At 43.0% G+C, this 22,862-nt stretch carries 14 protein-coding genes; 2 read left to right on the top strand and 12 right to left on the bottom strand.

Annotated elements, in window-relative coordinates; all coding sequences use genetic code 11:
* Positions 1 to 159 precede the first annotated feature (159 nt).
* The 9 genes from SFRI_RS15315 to SFRI_RS15275 all read right to left on the bottom strand — a co-directional run bounded on the left by SFRI_RS15315 (position 160) and on the right by SFRI_RS15275 (position 12,383).
* Positions 160 to 1,245, bottom strand: a complete 1,086-nt coding sequence (locus tag SFRI_RS15315) for a methyl-accepting chemotaxis protein (protein ID WP_011638412.1) — start codon at positions 1,243 to 1,245, stop codon at positions 160 to 162.
* A 219-nt stretch (positions 1,246 to 1,464) separates the two neighbouring features.
* Entirely contained in the window at positions 1,465 to 2,277 is an 813-nt protein-coding gene (locus tag SFRI_RS15310) for a sterol desaturase family protein (protein WP_011638411.1), read from the bottom strand.
* On the bottom strand, positions 2,274 to 2,939 hold the full coding sequence (locus tag SFRI_RS15305; RefSeq protein ID WP_011638410.1) for a CDP-alcohol phosphatidyltransferase family protein: 666 nt from the start codon (positions 2,937 to 2,939) through the stop codon (positions 2,274 to 2,276). Before SFRI_RS15305 ends, SFRI_RS15310 begins: the two co-directional genes overlap by 4 nt.
* A gap of 33 nt (positions 2,940 to 2,972) precedes the next feature.
* A complete protein-coding gene (locus SFRI_RS15300) occupies positions 2,973 to 3,653 on the bottom strand; it encodes an ATP-binding cassette domain-containing protein (RefSeq protein ID WP_011638409.1) in 681 nt (226 codons plus the stop codon).
* A gap of 8 nt (positions 3,654 to 3,661) precedes the next feature.
* On the bottom strand, positions 3,662 to 5,419 hold the full coding sequence (locus tag SFRI_RS15295) for an ABC transporter permease (RefSeq protein WP_011638408.1): 1,758 nt from the start codon (positions 5,417 to 5,419) through the stop codon (positions 3,662 to 3,664).
* Positions 5,416 to 6,675, bottom strand: coding sequence for an ABC transporter substrate-binding protein (locus SFRI_RS15290; protein ID WP_011638407.1), 1,260 nt, complete (start codon positions 6,673 to 6,675; stop codon positions 5,416 to 5,418). Before SFRI_RS15290 ends, SFRI_RS15295 begins: the two co-directional genes overlap by 4 nt.
* Positions 6,676 to 6,790: 115 nt before the next feature.
* A complete protein-coding gene (locus SFRI_RS15285) occupies positions 6,791 to 7,684 on the bottom strand; it encodes a DUF547 domain-containing protein (RefSeq protein WP_011638406.1) in 894 nt (297 codons plus the stop codon).
* Positions 7,685 to 7,845: 161 nt separating this feature from the next.
* A complete protein-coding gene (locus SFRI_RS15280; RefSeq protein ID WP_011638405.1) occupies positions 7,846 to 9,999 on the bottom strand; it encodes an FAD-dependent oxidoreductase in 2,154 nt (717 codons plus the stop codon).
* 11 nt (positions 10,000 to 10,010) lie between these two features.
* Positions 10,011 to 12,383, bottom strand: coding sequence for a TonB-dependent receptor (locus tag SFRI_RS15275; protein ID WP_011638404.1), 2,373 nt, complete (start codon positions 12,381 to 12,383; stop codon positions 10,011 to 10,013).
* A 240-nt stretch (positions 12,384 to 12,623) separates the two neighbouring features.
* On the opposite strand from SFRI_RS15275, the gene SFRI_RS15270 reads away from it, so the two are divergent.
* Complete coding sequence (locus SFRI_RS15270; protein ID WP_011638403.1) at positions 12,624 to 13,037, top strand: hypothetical protein; 414 nt, start codon at positions 12,624 to 12,626, stop codon at positions 13,035 to 13,037.
* Positions 13,038 to 13,158: 121 nt separating this feature from the next.
* Here SFRI_RS15270 and SFRI_RS15265 read toward each other — a convergent pair whose 3' ends face one another.
* Positions 13,159 to 15,171 (bottom strand): cytochrome c/FTR1 family iron permease, encoded by a 2,013-nt coding sequence (locus SFRI_RS15265; protein ID WP_425271577.1) that lies wholly within the window; start codon positions 15,169 to 15,171, stop codon positions 13,159 to 13,161.
* 633 nt (positions 15,172 to 15,804) lie between these two features.
* Between SFRI_RS15265 and SFRI_RS15260 the strand changes: the two genes are divergently transcribed.
* Positions 15,805 to 16,473 (top strand): flagellar brake protein, encoded by a 669-nt coding sequence (locus SFRI_RS15260; protein WP_011638401.1) that lies wholly within the window; start codon positions 15,805 to 15,807, stop codon positions 16,471 to 16,473.
* Positions 16,474 to 16,662: 189 nt separating this feature from the next.
* Here SFRI_RS15260 and SFRI_RS15255 read toward each other — a convergent pair whose 3' ends face one another.
* Together SFRI_RS15255 and gltB are read right to left on the bottom strand one after the other, a co-directional pair.
* Positions 16,663 to 18,069 (bottom strand): FAD-dependent oxidoreductase, encoded by a 1,407-nt coding sequence (locus SFRI_RS15255; RefSeq protein ID WP_011638400.1) that lies wholly within the window; start codon positions 18,067 to 18,069, stop codon positions 16,663 to 16,665.
* Positions 18,070 to 18,074: 5 nt separating this feature from the next.
* The gene (gltB, locus tag SFRI_RS15250; protein ID WP_011638399.1) at positions 18,075 to 22,523 is read right to left on the bottom strand and encodes a glutamate synthase large subunit; all 4,449 of its coding nucleotides are present in this window, start codon (positions 22,521 to 22,523) and stop codon (positions 18,075 to 18,077) included.
* Positions 22,524 to 22,862: the final 339 nt, after the last annotated feature.

Here is a 22,862-nt window from a genome sequence, read left to right as displayed (position 1 = left end):
TTATTAGACCGTAATACTTTTTTTAAATCAATGTATTGGATGTTTATTAACCTTGAAAAAGTGCAAATTATTTTAAATATAACTAATCGTCACATAACCGTTGATTAAGTAATGATTTTTAATGGTTTATATTTAAGGACTGTAATGGTTTAAGTTATTTTATTGCTGGCTTTGCATGAGCAAGTGATCGATTGCTCGAACCACATCGATACTGGCCTGTTCCATGGTTTCAAGATGAGTCAAAATAGTCGATTCATCACCCGATTGCATGGCTATAACAGCTGCTTTGCCTGCACTGTGTACGGTTGTATGCGGTTGTTCAATAGTTTTAAAACTGGATAAACTGGCAAAATTTTGACCTTCGCCTTTGTAATACCATTTGCCAAGTCTGCATTCCGTGTGGCTATTAACACAGGCATTTATATCTTTATTTGCCAACACGCTGTATACATTACTTTTCCATACGCTGTGGTCTAGTTTTACCGTTGTTAAGAAAGCGGTCATGGAGGCTTCACCAATGACTCGTTTCATTACGCCTGAGCTTTGTAATACATCAGTCACCACTTGATCAATTTGTTCTGACGATACTGCAATATCCCTAGAGCAAGTTTGGTTGGTAATGACTACACTCTTAATTTGTTCTGTTTGTTCAATGACCGTGGCAACTAACTTTTCAATATTAGCGCTGGCATCATGAGCATTACTGGCCAGTTGGCGCACTTCGCTTGCCACCACAGCAAAGCCACGACCTGCATCGCCTGCTCTTGCAGCTTCAATGGCTGCATTAAGAGCAAGTAGATTGGTTTGTTCAGAAATTTGCTGTATAGATGAAACTAAACTACTTATTCCATTGGCCGAAAGATTTAAGTCTGCGGCAGTAGCCATGCTTTTTTCAGCATGCTCATTTAGATGCCCAGCTCGTTTTTTTAAGTTACCAATCGCTACATGTGTCTGATTAAATAACTTATCTAATTCAGATAGCATTTGTTTTTCTTCGTCTAACTTAATTGAGTTTGCTAAGGTGGTGTCGCGAATATCATTGAGCATTGTTGCGCCCAGCAATTGTAAATTAGCGCGTGCGGTATCGTATTCAGATTGGCTATTAGAATGGTTTAACTGCTGGCTTAATTGCGTAATAGTTTGTTGTAATTGATTTAATTCATCTGAATGTTGCTGTTTATGAGTGACTAATTGGTGTTCTAAATCGGCTATTTTAGTTTTCAAACTTTGGGTGAAACCGATCATAGTATCTCTATCCTTTAGCAATATATTAATAATATAGTGGTAAAGTATCATCGATTAATCAAGTGCTTCGGCAGTCACATATCACAAAAATGTATAATAAATACTTCTATAAATGCACACCTGACAGTACAGCGTTCTATTTATGGCGTAAATACAGTGAGTTGGGCTTAATTGCGCGTATGGTGTAAAACCAGTGTTAATTAAAACCAAATCAAACCGTTATTTTTTATGGGTAAACGGCATCCATAATAACCCTGTTAGCCAAGCGTTTTGTTTCGCGTTTGGGTATTCGATTAACCCTATATCGAGGTCCTCGTCAGCTTTACTCGCCTTAGCAGAATAGGTACCAAATAACCGATCCCACCACACAATACTAAAACCAAAGTTGCTGTTGCTCTCGCGCATTATTTGGCTGTGATGAATTCGGTGCAATATTTGAGTCACTAATACGGTTCTGACGATGCGTTCTAGCTTTGGTGATAACCGGATATTGGCATGGTTAAATATGGCTAAACCATTTAATAAAATCTCAAATAAGATCACAGCACTGGCTGGTATGCCTAGTAGGACGATCGCTAATGCTTTAATCCCAATGCTGGCGATAATTTCTAATGGGTGAAATCGCAACGCAGTAGTACTGTCGACATGAACATCAGCATGATGAACTTTATGTAATCGCCACAATAAAGGTATACGATGAAACAGCCTGTGTTGCCAATAAATTACTAGGTCTAATAACAATAAGCTTATGGTGATGCTAGCCCAATCAGGTAATGCAATATAATTGAACAGCCCCCATTGTTGCTGCTGACAGTATAGTGCAATACCTGCTAATCCTATTGGTAACACTAATCTGGCAGCTATTGCTGAAATCACCAATAAACCGATATTGCCTATCCAGCGCGTAGCTGGTTTCGGTGCGTTGGCTCTGTTGGGTAAATGCCTAGCCGGCAACCAAAACTCCAGTAGCAGCATTATTATCAATATCGTTAAAAATGCCCCGAGTCGAATGGATGAAATATCGTCCATCATGTTGATTTACCTCGTTGAGATGGATTAACTGAAGTGTTTTTTTTCAAGGTATGATTTTTCAGAGTGTGATAGCCGCCGTGTATACGGGTGAAGATAGTAATCGCGCCTAAAAAAGCAAAGCTATAGGCAAGCTCTGGGAAATAAGCCGGCCACAAACAAAATGCGACGAAAAAGGCGATGGTTTCGGTGCCTTCGGTTAGGCCGTTTAAAAAATAAAAGCTCTTATTGGCAAATTGTGGTCGAGGTAAATGTAGCTTTTCGGCCGGTATGGCAAAGGCCAAAAAGCTTGAGCCAGTGCCGATAAACACGGTTAACAACACTGCCGCGGCTAAGGCGTTTTCAGTAGGGTTGGCTAAGGCGAACCCGAGCGGAATGGCCGCATAAAACAGAAAGTCGACACAAATATCTAAATAGCCACCCGCAGCACTGGTGTGTTTTTGATGGCGAGCAAGGGCGCCATCGAGTCCGTCAACAATCCGATTCAGTGCAATAAAAAACAACGCGCCATACCAAAGTTGTAATGCCAGTAACGGTACTGCCAACATGCCGAAACCGAAACCGACTAAGGTGAGCTGATCGGGATGGACATTCTTTTTGTCTAGTAGCAGCACAACGGGCGCTAACAGTGGCTTTATTACTGGGGTGATAAATCTATCTAGCATAAGGTTATTCCAATTAATCGATTGGTTATTTATTCAATTTTTTTTATCAAGTGAGATGATCTTACCTTCGGCTGCATCGGCATCAGTTTGATCGTGAGTGACCATAATGGCGGGTAGCTGGTGTTGGCGTATTTGATCAAAAACGAGCTGTCTGGTCTCTTGACGTAATTGACTGTCGAGCTTACTAAAGGGTTCATCTAATAATATGGCTTTAGGTTGACTCAGTAATACTCGCAGTAATGCCACTCTGGCTTGCTGACCGCCAGATAAACTCTGTGGGTCACGTTGCTCTAATCCGCCAAGACCCACTTGGGTTAATGCTTCACTAATTGCCGCTTGTCGCTGTACTTTGGAGCTTGGCGGCATGGCAAAGCCGATGTTGCCAGCCACAGATAAATGCGGAAACAATAATGGGTCTTGATAGAGCAAACCGATGTGGCGCAAATGACTGGCCGTTGTGGTGATATTTTGGCCGTTTAAATGCAATTGACCTTCAGCACTAAATCCCGCTGGCAACATGCCCGTTAACCAATTTAATAACGTTGACTTTCCGCTGCCAGACGGCCCCATAATGGTTAAGATTTCACCGCCACGAATAGTCGCACTTAATGATAGTAAGTGTTGTTGCTGGCGACTCAAAATCAACCCATCAATGGTGAGTTCTGATGTTGAGGTTGTATTTGAGCGGTTGGCAGTACTCGCGAATGTTTGCATTATTTTCCTTATTGCTGACGCTTAACTAACATTTTGGTCATCATTTTTGGCAATGATTTTTGGCGATGATTTTTGACAATGATCTTTGGTATTAGCCAAGCCAGTAAAAAACCTAAAGCAGGGAGGATCATTTGCATTAACGCATATACGGCACTGATCCTGCGACTTCCACCATTGGCGAGCGAAACCGCTTCGGTGGTTATGGTGTTAATACGCCCACCACCAGTAAGCAAAGTGGGTAAGTATTGACTAAAGCTAATGGCTAAACCGAGTGCGCAAGCGATGAATATCGGCCCAATTAACATGGGCAGTTTAATCCTGAAAAAGATTTTAGCTTTAGTGGCACCAAGACTGGCCGCAACAATACTAAAGCGTGGGTCTAAACGACGATAGCTACTGGCCAGCGATAAAAACACATAAGGCAATACAAACAATACATGGGCCAGTACCACATTGATAAAAGTATGTTGGCTGTTGACTTGCTCAAGTAACCACACCAAACCAAATAAAAATGCGATGCTTGGAATAAGCAAAGGCAGATAAATTAATACACTGCCCAACAGCGATAGCGATTTCCCACTGTGCTGCTCCGCTTCTAAGGTGAGTAAGGTTAAGGTTATCGCCACAGCGGTGGCGCAGAGGGCAATCAGTACCGTGTCGATAAGTGGCGTGTGCATTTGTTGCAATGCCGCTTGCCAATGCAGTATCACAAATTGTTGTGGCAAGGCATCAGGAAAATGCCAAAAGCCAGCAAAAGACCACAACAGCATTCCCACTAATGCCAAACCGATGATAGTTAACATTAAGGCGGTGATGACATGGGTAATTTTTTGGATGATAGCGCCGCCGTATTCGCGCTCGCCATTGGTTAACATCGGCTTAGCAAATTGACTCACTAAGCGTTCGAGTAACCACCAACAGGCTAATACGAATAACGTCAGTTGAATTTGTAATATTGCCCCAGCAGACGCTTTAATGCGTAGGCTTAAGTCCACGTCATGAAACCACTGCATAATTGCCACAGCCAATGTCGGTGGATTGTTAGGGCCTAAAATTAAGGGGATTTCTACACTGGCACTGGCATAAGCCAATACAGCTAATATTGGTAAGCGTAAATGGGGATATAAACTGGGTAAAACCACTTTGAAAAATGCCATCATTGGGCAATAGCCTAAGCTTAATGCCACTTTATGCTGCGCCCGTAATGTTTGCCCAAGGTCGGGTTGTGCTAATACGCCCAACGCCATCAGCAATAAAAAAGGCAGTTCTTTTAAGGTCACGCCTAGAATAATACTCAGCCCCATCGCATCGTGTGGATATAGCCAATCTGGTGGTGCATCCCAACCACTTAACCAAGGTGAAACTAAGCGAGACAACATGCCAGACGGGGTGATAAGAAATCCAATAGCAATGGCTGCAGCAGCATGAGGGATAACCAGAATAGGTCCTAAAAGGCGTTGAATATAACCCAGCCACGGACTGGTAAAGTAACTTGCTAGGATCAATATAGTGATTAAAAAGGCCAACAAGGTACTCACCAAGCTGGTGGTGATACTCAATAACGCCATGTGGCCAATGCCTGGTGTTTGCCATAATTGCTGAAAACCATTCAAGCTAAAATGAGTTTGATCGAGTGCTGGGATCCAGCCAAACGCAGGCAGAATAACGCCAATTAACCCACCCAATACAGGGATCAGTAACAAAGCCATCATCATAAATGGACTGAAGCGCACAATTGGATTGAACAGCTTGGCTATAGTGCTCATTGCATCACTCCATAGCGTTGTAACCATAGCTTTGTAATAACCTTACTCCAACTTGGATCTGGCTCGCTTAACGCTGGGCTGATTGCTTGGTTAGCAATAGTGGCACTGGGATGTGACTGAGCGGGTGGCTCAAACCAAGTCTGCTGTTCGGCAGTCAGCTTTGATAATGCTAACACGCTGGTGTCGCCCCATATATTCGCTTGCTGTTTGTGTGCTTGAGCTTGTGGGCTGAGTAAAAAATTGACTACCAATTTAGCGCTGTCTCGATGAGCGGCATTATAGGGAATGGCGATAAAGTGAATATTACTCAAACTGCCATCTTGCATACGATAACTACGGCTGCTGTCGGGTAATTCAAAACGTGCAACGGCCGCGGGAATTTCAGCGGCTGAAAAGGTAAACGCTAGAGCAAGTTCTCCATCGCCGATTAAGCGGCGAAGCTCCATGCCGCTAGACATAAAGTGTTGGCCTTTACGCCATAAATGCGGATGTAGTTCATCTAAATATTGCCAAAGCACTGGTAATAGCAAAGCTTGGCTTTGTGTTGTAGCGGGTTGATAAAGAAGATTTTTAATCGCTTCAGGCTGTGAGTTGTTCAGTACAATTAAGGCGTACTTTAAAAAGCTGGTGGCTAAAAAGTCAGGCGGTTTAGGGTAGGTAAATCGGCCTGGATGTTGTTTGGCCCATAGACTTAATTGTTGCAAGGTTTGTGGTGGTGATGTGGTCACTAGGCTGTCGTAGTAAAAGGTCAGCGCAGCTTTACCCCATGGTGCTTCCATCCCTTGTGTTGGCACACCAAAGTCGCGGGTCATCGCAGGATTATTGTCTGGGTCGGTTAAGCCAAAGTTGGGTAATCGATCAACCCAATTTGGTGCGAGTAGCTGATGTTTGGCCATGGCGGCAAAGTTTTCACCGTTAATCCACACTAAATCGACTTGACCTTGATGATCATTGTTTGCTGATTTTTCGGCCAATACTCGGCTGACCGCTTCGCTGGTGTCGGTGAGTTTTACATGGTGTAAATTGATTTGATACTGCTGCTTAACTTGCTTCGCGGCCCATTGAATATAACGATTTATTTGCGGATCGCCGCCCCAAGCATGAAAGTATACATCTTGATTAGCGCCTCGAGATTGAATCTCTGGCCATGATGTTTGTGATGTTTGAGCAGACTCGCGGATTGATGTTGATGTTTGAATTCGTGCTGACGGCTTGTCTGCAACATTTACAACACCGTTGCTAGATGCATTAGCCATACCAGCCCAAAAGCCAGCGGCAAGCAAAAAAGCACTAAGCCCAAAGCTTATTGCAACCTTAGATTTTATAAGATTGCAGTAAAAGGCTGTGCTAACGATATTGCACCAGCGAAAATTAGCCAGCAACATTAAGTGACCAGTCATAATCTAAAAATTCAATATCGAGTTGTTGTTTTTCTGCCGCTTGACGCTGTGCAGGAGTTAGTGTCAGAACACCTTTATTACTATTGGAATAAAGCAGTAAAAATGCTTCAATAGAATGAGTGTTACGAAATCCTTTGGCAAAATCATCGCCATACCATTTAAAGATAGAAGACAAATACAGGCTGTCTCCCTTGGCATAATTTCTACTACTATCGGCAAGAAAACGTTCAGTTTGCTCGGTTAATTGCAGCTCGAGTTTAGCGCCTGTGTAGGCTTCTTCACGCAGTGCAGGGCAACCAATGCTGGCACAGTTTACCGCGAAGTGTATTCTGGGGTCGTTGTAACGATCACTACCACGAATTAGTTTGTGCTCAATATCATTGAGGCTGCGAGTTTTACCTAATAATGGAATAAAGCTTTTATCCCATGGAGAACTAAAAAATCCGCCTAGATCTTTGATTGAGTCGAGGTCAGGGTATTTAGTTAAGATAAGCTCAACTGTCCACGCGTTGTAAGCATTGATTAAAAATGCTAATTGCGATGCTTTGTCCCAAGCATCAAACTCTGCTTGGGTTATCAGACTTAATTGGTTGAGATAGTCGGTCAATATGGTTCGATCTTGTTGTATCGCGGCGTAATCTACCGCGCTACTGTGACCTTGGTTAATCGGTTTTACATGACGGCTGAGTAAGGTATTCCACTCATCATGTAGTGCCATTTTTGTCTGGCTCTGCACAAGATGATTAGCATCAGAAAGCACCTCAGACTCATCCACAGCCGCAATAGCCGCATTACTGGAAAGCAAGCTCAACAAAAGACCAATAGTCAGTAAAAATGATTGAGTAAATCGCGTTAATATTTTCATTATCTGAGACCTATTTTTAAGATCCATCTTTATGATTCAAAATCTAAATGATTCAAAAGCTAAGGCCCAACTTCGTGAGCCTTAGCTAGGTGAACCATAGTTACGTTAACCATAGTTACGTTAACCATAGTTACGTGAACCTGAGTCATTTCTCCGTCGGGCTAGCCACGACGCCAAGTGTGGTATTTTTCTAACCAGCGCAACACAGTTTCTGGTGCATGGTTACGCTTCCATTCACCCGCAGCGTACTTGTTGCCTTCGGCCCATGTTGGGTAACTGTGTATGGTGCCTAGAATCTTGTTAAGGCCTAAGCCGTGCTTCATAGCTAATACAAATTCCGCAATTAAATCACCAGCGTGTTCAGACACCACGGTCACACCTAAGATTTTATCTTTACCTTTAGGGGTAATCACTTTAATAAACCCTTCGGTAGCACTGTCGGTAATGGCACGATCAAGCTCGGCAAAATCAAAGCGAGTTACCTCGTAATCAATACCTTGCTGTTTGGCTTCATATTCATTAATACCTACACGAGCCACTTCTGGATCGATAAACGTAGTCCATGGAATAACGCGGTAATCGACTTTGAACTTTTTCAAGTGGCCAAACAGTCCATTGACTGCCGCGTACCAGCCTTGATGCGCAGCTACGTGAGTAAATTGATAAGGCCCAACAATGTCACCCGCCGCATAGATATTTGGGTATAAGGTTTCTAAATATTCATTGGTGACGATAGTGCGGTTGGTTTCAATGCCTAACTCTTCTAAGCCGTAACCGCTTAAGCGGGCACTGCGACCGACTGCACATAAAAGCTGGTCGTACTCTAACGCTAACTCTTGCTCTTGATGCTTAACGATAAGGTATTTTTTACCGTCACGCAGTTCGCAGCGCAGCGCTTGATGTGAGGTTAAAATATTCACACCACTTTTTTGCAAGGCTTGGGTCGCAAACTCAGACACTTCAAGATCTTCTTTGATCATGATGCGCTCAGCCATTTCAACTTGAGTCACTTTGGATCCTAAACGGGCAAAGCTTTGTGCCAGTTCAGAACCAATTGGGCCGCCGCCTAGTACCACTAATTTTTGTGGTGCTGTATCGAGTTTTGCAAACTCATCCCACAAGGTATCACTGGTAACATAACCGACTTCTTCTATGCCTGGTAACGGTGGCACAAACGGGCGAGCACCTGTGGCAATAACAATACTACGCGCGGTTAAGCGGCTGGTATTACCGTCTGGGTGGCTAATTTCAACTGTCCATGGGTCAACTAATTTTGCATAGCCTTTGACTACGTCGACACCTAAATTAGTGTAACGCTCAACACTGTCGTGTGGAGCTATATCTGCCACCACTTGATGCACCCGCGCCATGACTTTTTTAAATGAGAATTCAGGAGTGCTGTCTTCTAAGCCGTAATGATGGGCGTTTCGTATTTGCTGAGCAATTTTAGCGCTTTTAATAATCGCTTTACTCGGCACACAGCCATAGTTTAAGCAGTCGCCGCCCATTTCGCCGGCTTCAATTAAGGTCACTTTAGCTTTTACTGCGGCAGCAATATAACTGGTTACTAGGCCACCAGCACCTGCGCCAATCACAATCATGTTGCGATCAAATTTAGCTGGCTTGGTCCATTTGCTGTATACACGACGTTTTTTGATCATATTGACTATTGCCTTAGCGATAAGCGGGAATAAACCTAATAGTGCAAACGACAGGATAAGGTTAACCGATAAAATGTTCGATAAGCTGTCAATTTGTGCCAGCTGAGTACCGGCATTAACGTAAACAAAGGTACCCAAAAACATACCGACTTGGCTTACCCAATAGAAAGTCCACGATTTAAAGGCGGTCACACCCATTAGCATGTTGATTAAAAAGAACGGAAATATTGGTACCAAACGTAAGGTAAATAAGTAAAAGCCACCTTCTTTTTCAATTCCGGTATCAATGGCCGCTAAGCGCTCTGGAAAACGTTGTTTAATTGAATCACGCAACAGATAACGCGACACTAAAAATGCCATTGTTGCGCCAATACTCGAGGCAAACGACGCAATAATTAATCCTTCGACGATGCCGAATAAGGCTCCCGAGGCGATGGTAAGAATCGCGGCACCAGGTAAAGACAATGCGGTCACGGCCACATACAATAAAAAGAACCCGCCAATAACTAACAATGGTGACTGTTCACGTAATTGACTAAAGTCATTCATTGAGCCTTTTAGGCCCTCTAAGGTCAGTAATTGATGCAAATCAAAGTGGAAAAATAATCCCACTAATGATGCAGCAATCAGTAATAACACAATTTTTTTAAACATAATTTATAGCCTTAAAATGAATGCTGTAAGGTAAGGGTAGCGTTAACAGGTAGTTCAGGATAAACCAATGTTGATCCGAAATAACCGCCTTCAAACACCGGACGCCAGTTCTTTTGGTTAGTCACGTTATTCACATCCAGCCTTAAACTTGTTTGCTCGGTAAAATCATAGCGAGTGTTAACGTTAAGCGTGTATTGATCGCGAATATACACAGTCGCTAAATAGTCTAATGGGTAACTCTTGGTATATAGACCGGAGAAACCTGCTTTCCATTTCTCAGTAATCGACATTCCGCCATTAATTGTGAACGTTTGTTCAGGAAGGCCTTGTACACGGCGGTCCGACGCTGCAAATGAAGCGAAGTTTGGTGCGCCAATACCTGTGCCAGCAATAATGTCTGGGCGTGAATTATCAAATGTATCGGCAACTTGTACCGTATCTTGGCTACTGGCTGAGTCATCATAACGGGCGTCTAAATAACTGTAGCCCGCGCTTAACCAAAACGGGTCAGCATCATAAAAGGCTTGGGCTTCAAAGCCTTTAGTGCGAATGCCGGTATTGCTGCCATCACGATTTCGTAGACTGCGTTTTTGGTCAAACACTGCCGCATCAACATACCAAGCACTGTCCGTGGGTGAGTACTTAATGCCCACTTCAGTCAGGGTATTTTCGGTGGCAAAGTTTTGGCTACTAATTTGGTTGTTGGCGCCTAATGTGGTGCCGCCAGCCATGCTGTTTGAGGTTGATTCGTTATAACTGGCACTGGCATAGGTAGTGATATCGTCACTAAGGCGATAGCTCAAACTGACTTGGCCAGATTCAAGCATTTCACTTATTGAATCGCTGGCTGCAACTTGCCCTTTTGGAGCAATGGCATCACGCGCATCTACATTATAAACATCGGCACGATAACCTACGCTGGTCGAGAACTTCTCTGTCCATTGGCTGTTATGTTGAATGGCTAAACCCGTTTGCCAACTGGTTGAGTCAGTGGTGTCTGACAATGAAAAGTCGCCGCTGCCATCGGCATTGGTATCGTACTGAGCACCGGGAGATACAAACACACCTGGGCGCAGTTCAACTAATCGACCTTGTTGCTCAGCAGTAAGCGGAATACGGCGGTTTTCAATTGGACCCGTTAAGTCGATAGGTAAGTCCGCTTCGGTGGTAAATTGGCTGTAACCTAATACTTTGTTATAACGAATATCGACAGCAGTAATGGTGCTTTGAGCATCGTTCCACTGATAGGCCAATTCAACTCTATTTTGGGCGGTATCTGCGCCATCAATAATTTCAACAAAACTGTTTTGAGCAATTTCTTCACGTTCTAGATGCTGATAATAGGTAATATTTTTAAAGGTCGCTTTATCGCTTAGTTCACGCACATAGGTGCTGTGAAGTAAAAAGGTTTGGGCGTTATTGATATTGTCGGGGTCGGTTAATACTTGGCTACGGTCTATCTCAACTAACCCGGTTGGCGATACGATGGCATTGGCGCCAGCTATAGTGCTGCCATTAGGCTGCACACCTTGGCCTGTAACGTACAAACCGTTGTCGATTAACGCTTGAGTCGGGCGGTTGATCCCCGCGTTGTCGGTAAACTCAACATCATAGTATTCGACATTAATGTCCCAGGTGCTGACATCGTCTGGCAACAATCTAAATGCAACAAAAATACTATCGCTTTTAAAGCCTGAGTAATCGTAATAGCTGCCATTATCGATATGTTCTGCACTCAAGCGAATACCGCTTTCATTGGGTACGATGTCGGTACCAACATCTATTTGTGCACGGTAATGATCCCAGCTACCGCCCGATAAGGTGAGATGAGCAAACTGATCGTCTGTAGGCGCGACTTTAGAATGTATGTTAACAAACCCACCATTACGCTGGCTGGTGCCTAATAGCACTGGCGGTGCGCCTTTTACCACATCAATTTGTTCGACAGCGTTAAACGACATGGGGACACCAAAACCATTGTTGCCCGCTTGGCGACGCACACCGTCTTGATATAACTCGCCTAGTTGGCCTCGAATAGTGGGTAGGCTTGATGCACCAAAGCCGCTAGCGGAGTAACTGTTAGGGCTGACTTTTTGAATGTCAGATAAATCAATGATATTAAGCTGTTCAATCATTTCACTGGTAATAGGCGTCACTGAACGGGCAATATCTTTTAATGCTATTCCGTCACCAAATGGGCCATCAACAGTGCTGTTTTTAGGTGACATGCCTTTATCGTTAATCGCTTTACCTGATACCTGAATGACTTCGATAGACGAGGTGTCTTCGGCTGCAGCAGCCATTGATGAAGCTATTGATGAATACAAGGCTACGCTAATAGCTAGTGCGGTAAGTGAACGGCTAGGATAACGATAAATAGGCATAATTTTTTCTGCTGTAATGAACTTGGTGAAAGGGACCTTGTTGTTAACAAGTTTATTTCAATCATGTTATGCCAATTTTCATTGCGTTAGATCTAAATGGCATAACTACTAGTGCAACATAGTTGCGCTTTACTCGGTCAATTAGCGGCTGATGAATTTCAGTAATGGTCAGTTTAGCTTATTTAGACGGTCAACAGACCCTAGATGATGTTATTTTTATATATTTTTTAAGGAATTAAGATGCAAACATCAATTAGCAATGATACTCAGAAAAAACTGCAGTGGTCGTTACTTTCTTTACGCTTAGGCGTGTTTGTGGTGATGCTGGTATGGACATTAGATAAGTTCGTCAATCCTGGCCACAGTATGAAAATTTTCGAGAAGTTCTATGGCATAGGCGGAATGAGTGAGGTTGCTGCATATGTTATGGGTGCACTGCAATTAGCTTTAGTATTTGCGTTTGTATTGGGTATTAAAAAGCGTATCACTTACGGGGTTATCTTTCTAATGCACGGTGCTTCAACGTTATCGGCATTTAATCAATATTTTGATGCATTTAATAACCTATTGTTTTTTGCTGCATGGCCAATGTGGGCCGCGTGTTTTGCGTTGTACATGTTAAGAAATGAAGATACCAAGTTTACTGTGAAGTAAATTACTAAGCGATTTTCCGACACAAAAAGGCCGACTAAATATATTTAGTCGGCCTTTTTTATTGAACGCCTAATGTTAAACAATAAAACCAAACGCTAATCGAATTCTAACGATGATTCCATTAGTGAGTAGTAAGGCTTTGAGTACGATTACGGATAGCCAGTAAACTAAACAATACTACGATCACCATTTGTGTACCCAAACCTTGCCATGTAGACGCTATTCCTAACCAGCTAATCGACACATCTATAGGGAAGGGCGTGAGGCTAATTACAGCAGCTTCTTGTAACGCTGAAATCCCTTTTCCTGCCAAGATAAACGCTAAAATAAGCATGAAGTAAGAACTCACCGCAAAAAAGCGGGCTAATGGCAATTTAACTGAATAGCGCATCATTAACCAAGCAATTACCGCTAAAATAGCCATACCTGCTAGCAAGCCGTAAACTAAGTAACTCACTTGTTCATTGCTGCTGGCAGAGCCTATGGCTTGTGTCAGTAATGACTGATAGAACAAAATCGTTTCAAAGACTTCACGATAGACCGAAATAAACGCAAGCCCAGTGAGACCCCATAACGTGCCAGTGTTTAAATGGCGGTCGACATTATTTTTAATGTAACTTTGCCATTTAGAACCTTGGGTTTTACTGTGCATCCAATAACCAACATAGAACAATACCAATGCGGCCAGCAATGCAGCACCACCTTCCATTAACTCCCTTGAGGCTCCGCTAATGCTAATCAGGTTATCTGCAGCCCACCAGGTTAATACACCAGTGGCAAGTGCTGATATCCAACCAAAGTGAACAAATTTAATCGCATCCTGACGTTCGGTTTTAATTAACACTGTCATTAAGGCAATGATAACGAGCAGTGCTTCTAATCCTTCGCGTAGCAAGATGATTAATGCTGCCGAAAACATGGCGTTATTGGATAGTGATTGTCCCGTTAGTAGTGTGTCCGCTTGGTCCAGCTGAGCCAGTATACTGGTTAACTGTTGATTTACCTGGTTATCCTGTCCTGCTGTTTTTAGGATGTTTCTAAAATTAAGCAGCTGGCTTTCAATCGATTTACGCAAACTACTGTCGTGAGCATCTAAATTGTTCTCAATTAATTCAAAACCGTCGAGATAGGCGCTAACGGCTAAGGTTTGCGCTTGTGCTAACTCATTGGCTTGATATGCTTTTACAGCAGCCTGTAAGTTAGTGCGGGCTACCGAAATAGGCGAGTCAGCATGTTGAAACAGTAACTCAGGTTGTGAACGGAGTAATGTTAATTGAGCTTTATCAATTTCGACATTTTGCTGAATTAACTGGGTTGGATTGCTATTGACCCACTGTTGTAATTCAATATTCGCATCATTCTCGATGTGCTTCGTGGTAATTGCTGTTGGCTCAAAAGCTAAACTACCAACATAGAAAGCCAGTGACCAACGCTGTTGATCATTTAACTCACTAAAAGCACGCATCGCACTGCCATCTAAACCATCTGAAATCGCATCATAAAGCCCCAATAATGAACGGTTTAATGCACGTTCTTGATCAGTAAAGTTGGTTGGCTCTGGTGACAATGATTTGGCCAGTGGTCCATTGCCTTGGCCTAAATCACCATGACATGTTGAACAATTTTCGATAAACAGCTGTCTAACATTCTCTTTAGCTAAAAGCTGTGTTGGTAACACTAATGCTGGAGACTGGCTTAATAACTGGTTACGTATTTTTTGGCTAAGCCCTTGAATAACATCCAGCGATGATTTGTCTACAATGGCTTGCTGTAATTGTAATGCATCGGCCGTTAATGAATTTGGCACATCATTGGCGAGCAGGTTTGTTTTTTCGATAATGATGCTAGCGAATTGCTGCATTTCAGCAAATTCATCTGGATTAGAGATACTACCTTCGGTTACGGCTTCTGAATAATCAACACCAATGTATTCAGCTAATTGAAGAATTTGTCGTGTTTGTTTTAAAAGATCTGGTGATGTCTCGTGTGATATCTCGTGTGACGTGACTGCCGGGCTTTGTGCCCATAAAGACGTTGAAAACACCGTGGCAATGACAACCAACAGACATCTGTTGAACACCGAAGATGTGAGCTGTTGTCGCCATAACGTGAAGCTGCTTAAGAAAGTATTCAAGGTATTGCCTTAATAGGAATGAAGGAATTATTCTTTAAACTAAATAAAAATAAATGATAATCGTTATCATTCTACTTTCTTGCATGAGGCTAATCAATCACTCTGAAGGCTTGTTAGATAATGCTATCAGTATAAAAAGTGATTTAAGGTGAAACTTTTGGCCATGAAAAATATTTAGAGGCAGTATCAAAATAGGTTATTCAGTTTTATAACAGCAGGTTAGCATTATACTTTAATGCTAAAGATATGAGCCTGGTGCCTTGTTGATATACAATAGTCAGTATTAAATATCACTGTTTGGTATAAGTAACCGATACTCGGAATGACAAACGCCTCTCAAATAACCCTTCGTGTTGTTACCTGCATTGTATGGACTTACCGTAGATTAACGATTGATGTGCCAATATGTGATGTTAATAAAACACATGCCAAATTTGCAATTGCAGTCTCGAAATAAGCTGGCTGCTAATGATTTTTGCATCGATTATTCAGGATTGAGGTTAGGTAGGATTAGCACTACGCTAGTGACTACTAAACTAAACCTGATATGTTAATGTTATTAAGTGTTATTGGAGTCGATAGATTAATAGAAATGAGGTCCATTATGATGAGTAACACGATGGTAAATAACCAATGACAACGCCAGTAAGTGCTTCGTTGTATGCTGATCTTCGCCTAATTGACATTGGTATGGAATTGTTCGTTGAAATTCATTTTGCCAATGGTAAAACAGTGCAGTCACGTTCGAGCTTAATTGGTTATCAGGTTGGGCGGTTTATCTTGATTGAGTATCCCAATAAAGGTTTTTCTGAGGCTTATCAGCATATGCTAGTGAACGCTGAAATTGTGGTAAGGGCGATGACGAATAGCGGTTTTAAAGACATTGTTGCTTTTAAATCGACCATATTCTCTGTGGTTAATCAACCTATTAGAATGCTGTGCATTAGCGTGCCTAAAACTATCATCAAGAAAAAAGTCAGAGATCAGTTGCGAGTTAATATCGAGCAAGATGTGTTTATTATGCACAATGACAATAAAATCAGTGCAAAAATGCTCGACTTTTCTTCTACTGGCTGTTTGCTTACGGTAGACTCCAAAACGGTGAGTATTGAACAAGGCGAAGAGATACATGTGGCTATCTCGATTAACACTGATCTTTCAGGGATTTTAACGGGTAGCATGGTTAAAGTTCAAAACATTGAAGGTGTATTGAATATTGGGGTGAAGTTTTCAGATGAGCATCCACAATTAAAAGATAATATTTTTAGTTACTTTTTAGTGAGTTCAACCAAAAAGCCGTGACCAAAAGAGAATCCTAGTAGTTGTTTTTGATTGTGACTCATTGTGCGAAAAAAAGATAAAAAAATGCGCATCAAAAGATACGCGAAAATTCACAAGCAAACTCGGTATTCCAGCTTTTATTATTAGACTATAGGCTGGCTAAAGGTCTGCTTACCTTTAGCCAGCTTTAAGCGTTATTATGGCTAGCTGTTAGTCTAAATAGTTTAAAATGCCTAATGCTGCATCTCTACCTTCTGCTATAGCCGTTACCACTAGGTCAGAACCTCGCACCATATCACCACCAGCAAACACTTTCGGGTTAGTGGTTTGGAATGGATTGTCGTCGGTTTTCTTGGCTTTAACTAATCCCCATTCGTTGGTTTCAATACCAAAATCACTAAACCAAGCAGCAGGACTAGCTTGGAAACCAAAGGCTATAATCAGCGCATCGGTTGCTAACACTTGCTCACTACCAGCAATGATTTCAGCGCGTTGACGTCCACTGGCATCAGCTTCTCCCATTTTGGTTTCAACGCATTCAATCCCAACGATTTGACCGTTTTCAGCTTTAATTGCCACGGGTTGACGATTAAATAAGAAGTTAACGCCTTCTTCGCGCGCATTTTGCACTTCACGGCGAGAGCCCGGCATGTTGGCTTCGTCACGACGATAAGCACATGTCACACTCTTAGCACCTTGACGAACGGCTGTGCGCACACAATCCATTGCCGTATCACCGCCGCCTAATACCACCACATCTTTACCCTCAAGGCTTAGATAAGGGGTAGCGTCGTCTTGAGTACCCATAATGTGATGAGTATTGCCAATAAGATACGGCAGCGCTTGAATAACGCCTTCAGCGTCTTCATTAGGCAGTTTAGCTTTCATGGCCGTGTAAGTACCCATACCAAGGAAGACTGAATCGTACTCGTCTAACAGGCTTTGAAAACTCACATCCTTGCCGACAGTGACACCCATTTTGAATTGAATGCCCATGCCTTCAAGCACTGAACGGCGAGTGGCCATCACCTCTTTATCAAGCTTGAAAGAAGGGATGCCATAAGTGAGCAAACCACCAATTTGTGGGTATTTATCATACACCACGGCTTGCACACCATTACGAGCCAACACATCAGCACAGCCAAGACCCGCAGGACCCGCTCCAATAATGGCAACACGCTCTTTACGTGGCGTCACATCCTTCATGTTTGGGCGCCAGCCTTGGGCAATTGCAGTATCGGTAATGTATTTTTCAACACTGCCAATGGTGACCGCACCAAAGTCGTCGTTTAAGGTACAAGCACCTTCGCATAAACGGTCTTGTGGGCACACCCTGCCACATATTTCTGGCAGAGTATTGGTTTCATGCACCAAGTCTGCCGCTTCCATAATGCGACCTTCTTCTGCCAGTTTTAACCAGTTTGGAATGTAGTTGTGCAGTGGGCACTTCCATTCACAATACGGGTTACCGCAGTCAAGACAGCGATCGGCTTGTTGTTTTACTTCTGGTTGCGTAAACGGCTGATAAATTTCAATAAATTGTGTAGCACGTTTTTTCGCTTCATGTTTAATGGGGTCTACTCGACCCACTTCTACAAATTGAAAGTCATTGCTCATAATAATTACCCTGCCTTTACTACTAATTCCGGACTCTTCTGCTCAATTTTTAGCAGGTCAGCAACGGCAATATTCTTTGGTTTAACTAATACGAAACAATCCAACCAGTTTTCAAAATCACTTAAAATCATATGAGCATGTTCACTGCCGGTTTCAGCATAGTGAGTTTCAATTAGGCCTTTTAAGTGTTGCTGGTGGATGGTAGATTCTAATTTTTGAGTGTCGACCATTTCGGTGTTCACTCGGCGATTAAAGCGACCAAATTGGTCAAATACATAGGCAAATCCGCCCGTCATGCCTGCACCGAAGTTGACCCCAGTTTTCCCTAGAATAACCACGATACCGCTTGTCATGTATTCGCAACAATTATCGCCACTGCCTTCAACGACCGCGATAGCGCCAGAGTTACGCACAGCGAATCGCTCGCCCGCTTGGCCTGCAGCAAACAACTTACCGCCAGTAGCACCGTATAAACAGGTATTACCCATAATGGCACTACGTTCACTTTGGAACGGGCTACCAATAGGTGGGTGAATAACGATCTTACCGCCAGACATGCCTTTGCCGACATAATCATTAGCATCACCGCACAGCTTAAGTTCAAGGCCTGGGCTGTTCCATACGCCAAAGCTTTGGCCAGCGCTGCCATTAAAACCAAGTGTTAACGGCTGCTTTGCACCCGTTACACCAACAGTCGTAGCGATAAAACCTGACAATGTCGCGCCTACCGAGCGATCGGTATTATTGATTTGATATTGATAAGAAAACGGTTCGCCAGTTTCAACTGCTTTACGACAATCCGCTAACAAGGTTTGATTCAGTTGGCCAACATCTGAAGGCGGATTGATTTCTTTCCAAGTCAGAGATGAGTTTGCCTGTACTTTTGGTTTATATAAAATTGGTGCTAAATCTAAGCCACGCTGCTTGTCTGTTTGACCTTCAAGCGCATGTAACCAGTCGCTCCGTCCGACTAAATCTTCGAATTGAGTTACCCCTAATGCAGCCATCCATTCACGCACTTCTTGAGCCACAAATTCAAAGTAGGTCATGACACGTTCAGGTAAACCGTGATAATGGTTTTCGCGTAAGTTTTTATCTTGAGTTGCCACACCGGTAGCGCAGTTATTAAGATGACAAATACGTAAGTATTTACACCCAAGCGCAATCATCGGCACTGTACCAAAGCCAAAGCTTTCGGCGCCCAGTAACGCTGCTTTAATCACGTCGGTACCGGTTTTTAAGCCGCCATCCACTTGCAGGCGGATTTTATGACGTAAACCATTTTCTACTAGCGACTGATGCACTTCCGCTAAACCAAGCTCCCAAGGAGAACCAGCGTATTTCACCGAGGTGATAGGACTTGCGCCAGTGCCGCCGTCGTAACCTGATATAGTGATCATATCGGCATAGGCTTTTGCAACACCAGTTGCAATGGTGCCAACACCGGGTTCTGATACTAGCTTGACCGACACTAAGGCTTTTGGATTGATTTGTTTTAAATCGAAAATCAGCTGAGCTAAATCTTCAATCGAGTAAATATCGTGGTGCGGCGGCGGTGAAATCAAGGTCACACCTGGACGAGCATGACGCAGCCCTGCGATTTCAACACTGACTTTATGGCCAGGTAATTGCCCACCTTCACCCGGTTTTGCACCTTGAGCTACCTTAATTTGCAGCACATCAGCGTTAACTAAGTAATGCGCGGTAACGCCAAAGCGACCCGATGCAATTTGTTTGATGGCCGAGTTACGTTCGCTATTGAAACGACGTGCATCTTCGCCACCTTCACCTGAGTTTGAACGTCCACCAAGACGGTTCATCGCAACCGCTAACGCTTCATGAGCTTCAGGGCTTAAAGCACCAATGCTCATGGCTGCGCTATCAAAGCGAGGGTAAAGCTTTTCAGCGCCTTCGACCGTGTCTATTTCAATGGCATTTAGTTGACCTTTAATGCCGATTAAATCACGTAACGTGGCCACTGGGCGATCATCAACTAAGTGAGTAAACTTTTTGTATTCAGCGTAGTTTTTGTCTTTTAATGATGCTTGTAAGGTATTCACCACGTCTGGATTAAAGCAGTGATATTCACCACCTTCAACGTACTTTAATAAACCACCTTGTGGTAATGGCACATGGGCGCGATATGCAGCGGTATGGAGTATTTTCTGGTCATCGGCAATATGATTAAAACTGACACCTTCAATACGGCTTATCACGCCTTTAAAACATAACTCAATCACATCACTGGCTAAACCCACAGCTTCAAATTGTTGGCTACAACGATATGAACCTACGGTACTGATGCCCATTTTAGACATGATTTTGCGTAAGCCTTTTTCAATGCCATAACGGAAGTTAAGCATTAAATGGGTTACATCATCGACTTGATGCAGTTTTGCCATTGCTGAAATAGATTCATAGGCGAGGTAAGGGTAGATAGCCGTGGCACCAAAACCAATTAACACCGCAAAATGATGCGGATCGCGTGCTGAAGCTGTTTCAACAATAATGTTAGTGTCACAACGTAGGCTTTTATCCACTAAACGAGTTTGCACAGAACCCACAGCCATAGCGGCTGGGATAACTTGAGCACTTTTCGCTACAGCACGGTCAGACAATACTAACAATGTCGTGCCGCTGCGAGCTAAGCGTTCAGCTTCGTCGGTAATACGGCGAATAGCCTGCTCTAACGTTTCATTGGCATCATAGTTTAAATCAACTGTGTTGGCGCGATAGTTAGTGCTGTCTAATCCCAGTAACTGATTAAAATCACTGAATAACAAAATCGGTGAATTGAACATGACTCGGTAAGCGTTACCGGTGGTTTCGCTAAATAGATTTTGTTCGCGACCGACACAAGTGGCTAACGACATCACGTGTTTTTCACGTAACGGATCAATAGGCGGGTTGGTTACCTGAGCAAATTTTTGGCGGAAATAGTCGTACAGTGAACGCGACTTTTTCGACAATACTGCCATAGGCGTATCATCACCCATTGAGCCAATGGCTTCTTCACCTTTGCTCGCAAGTACCCAAATAACTTGTTCTAATTCTTCACGGGTAAAACCAAACTGTTTTTGATATTGCAGCAGTGTTTTGCTATCAAAACCACTTGAACCTTGTTTGGTAGGAGCCATTTCCTCAGCAGGGATCAATGTCTGACTGTTTTTAGCCATCCACTCTTTGTAAGGATGACGACGCTTTAAGTCATTATCAATTTCAAATGAATGATACAAACGACCATTCAAGGTATCTAACACTAATAACTCACCGGGCCCAACCCGGCCTTTTTCAATCACTTCATCGGCGGAATAATCCCAAATACCGACTTCAGACGCTAAGGTGAGGATACGATCCTTGGTTATAACGTAACGTGAAGGGCGTAGACCGTTACGATCTACCGCGCAGGCAGCATGGCGGCCATTGGTCATTACAATGCCTGCAGGGCCGTCCCACGGCTCCATGTGCATTGAGTTAAAATCGTAAAAGGCCTTTAACTCGTCATCCATTTCAGGATTTGATTGCCATGCTGGTGGAATAAGCAATCGCATGGCTCGATATAAATCCATCCCGCCTGATAACAACATTTCGAGCATATTGTCTAAAGAAGACGAGTCTGAACCTGTTTCGTTAACAAAAGGGGCCGCTTGTTGTAAATCTGGTAGCAAAGGCGAATTAAACTTATAGGCGCGCGCTCTTGCCCATTGGCGGTTACCGGTAATGGTATTGATTTCGCCGTTATGAGCGAGGTAACGAAACGGTTGAGCTAATGGCCATTTTGGCGATGTGTTAGTTGAAAAGCGCTGATGAAATAAACAAATAGCACTTTTCAAGCGAATGTCTGCAAGGTCAGTGTAAAATGATGGCAGATCTGCTGGCATCATTAAGCCTTTATACACAATGACTTGTCCAGAAAGACTGGCGACATAAAAGTCTTTGTCATCGGTGATTTGTTGTTCAAGGCGGCGGCGAGCCATATATAGGCGACGCTCGAGATCTTTTTCTCGCCAGCCTACTGGCGCGTTGATCAATACTTGATAAATTTGTGGCAAGCTTTCCCGACCAATCTCCCCCAAGACATCCGGATTAATCGGTACTTTACGCCAGCCAGCGACACTGAGTGTTTCTCGTTGTAGTTCTTTTTCTAAGATAAACTTCGCTTCATCAGCGCGTTGTTCATCTTGGCTGAGAAATAGCATACCTACGGCAAATTTTCGGCTTAAATGCCAATCGTTTTCTGCCGCAATAGCTTCAAAAAAATCTGTAGGCATTTGCATTAATAGACCACAGCCATCACCTGTGCGTCCGTCAGCTGCAATACCACCACGATGCTTCATTCGATCGAGACCATGAATCGCGGTACGCACAATGCGGTGACTTGCGTCGCCGTCCATTTGTGCAATCAAACCAAATCCGCAATTGTCACGCTCAAAACTGGGATGATACAAGCTCATACAAAAAACCCCCTAAACCTCTACTAGATACGACTCGGGGTAAATTTGAAGAATATCCATAGATATGCACCCGAACCATTCAAATTAAACTGAGATTGAATAAAGGTCAAACCAAAAAAATGCAACAAACTGAAATATTATTACTAAAAAAACGTTGTAAGCTACCAGCTTGACGTTAACGTAAACTGTTTTATTTCACCTATAACGTTCTGAATAAAAAGAATTTTAGAAAACATTCAAACAATTGTTTACTTTTTTGCAACAACAGCAAGGAATTATTTTTGAAATAAAAATAGTGAATTTTATTTTAAATACAGTCTTTGGGTAAAAAATTATTCT

The organism is Shewanella frigidimarina NCIMB 400 (genome assembly GCF_000014705.1).
Taxonomy (GTDB): Bacteria; Pseudomonadota; Gammaproteobacteria; order Enterobacterales; family Shewanellaceae; genus Shewanella; species Shewanella frigidimarina.
Note: the sequence above shows the minus strand (reverse complement) of the source record. Positions and strands in the feature narration are given on the sequence as shown.

Excerpts from the sequence above, each read along its gene's own strand:
- SFRI_RS15315 (WP_011638412.1), bottom strand. The coding sequence starts at position 1,245 with ATGATCGGTTTCACCCAAAGTTTGAAAACTAAAATAGCCGATTTAGAA.
- SFRI_RS15310 (WP_011638411.1), bottom strand. The coding sequence starts at position 2,277 with ATGATGGACGATATTTCATCCATTCGACTCGGGGCATTTTTAACGATA.
- SFRI_RS15305 (WP_011638410.1), bottom strand. The coding sequence starts at position 2,939 with ATGCTAGATAGATTTATCACCCCAGTAATAAAGCCACTGTTAGCGCCC.
- SFRI_RS15300 (WP_011638409.1), bottom strand. The coding sequence starts at position 3,653 with ATGCAAACATTCGCGAGTACTGCCAACCGCTCAAATACAACCTCAACA.
- SFRI_RS15295 (WP_011638408.1), bottom strand. The coding sequence starts at position 5,419 with ATGAGCACTATAGCCAAGCTGTTCAATCCAATTGTGCGCTTCAGTCCA.
- SFRI_RS15290 (WP_011638407.1), bottom strand. The coding sequence starts at position 6,675 with ATGGCTAATGCATCTAGCAACGGTGTTGTAAATGTTGCAGACAAGCCG.
- SFRI_RS15285 (WP_011638406.1), bottom strand. The coding sequence starts at position 7,684 with ATGAAAATATTAACGCGATTTACTCAATCATTTTTACTGACTATTGGT.
- SFRI_RS15280 (WP_011638405.1), bottom strand. The coding sequence starts at position 9,999 with ATGTTTAAAAAAATTGTGTTATTACTGATTGCTGCATCATTAGTGGGA.
- SFRI_RS15275 (WP_011638404.1), bottom strand. The coding sequence starts at position 12,383 with ATGCCTATTTATCGTTATCCTAGCCGTTCACTTACCGCACTAGCTATT.
- SFRI_RS15270 (WP_011638403.1), top strand. The coding sequence starts at position 12,624 with ATGCAAACATCAATTAGCAATGATACTCAGAAAAAACTGCAGTGGTCG.
- SFRI_RS15260 (WP_011638401.1), top strand. The coding sequence starts at position 15,805 with ATGACAACGCCAGTAAGTGCTTCGTTGTATGCTGATCTTCGCCTAATT.
- SFRI_RS15255 (WP_011638400.1), bottom strand. The coding sequence starts at position 18,069 with ATGAGCAATGACTTTCAATTTGTAGAAGTGGGTCGAGTAGACCCCATT.
- gltB (WP_011638399.1), bottom strand. The coding sequence starts at position 22,523 with ATGAGCTTGTATCATCCCAGTTTTGAGCGTGACAATTGCGGATTTGGT.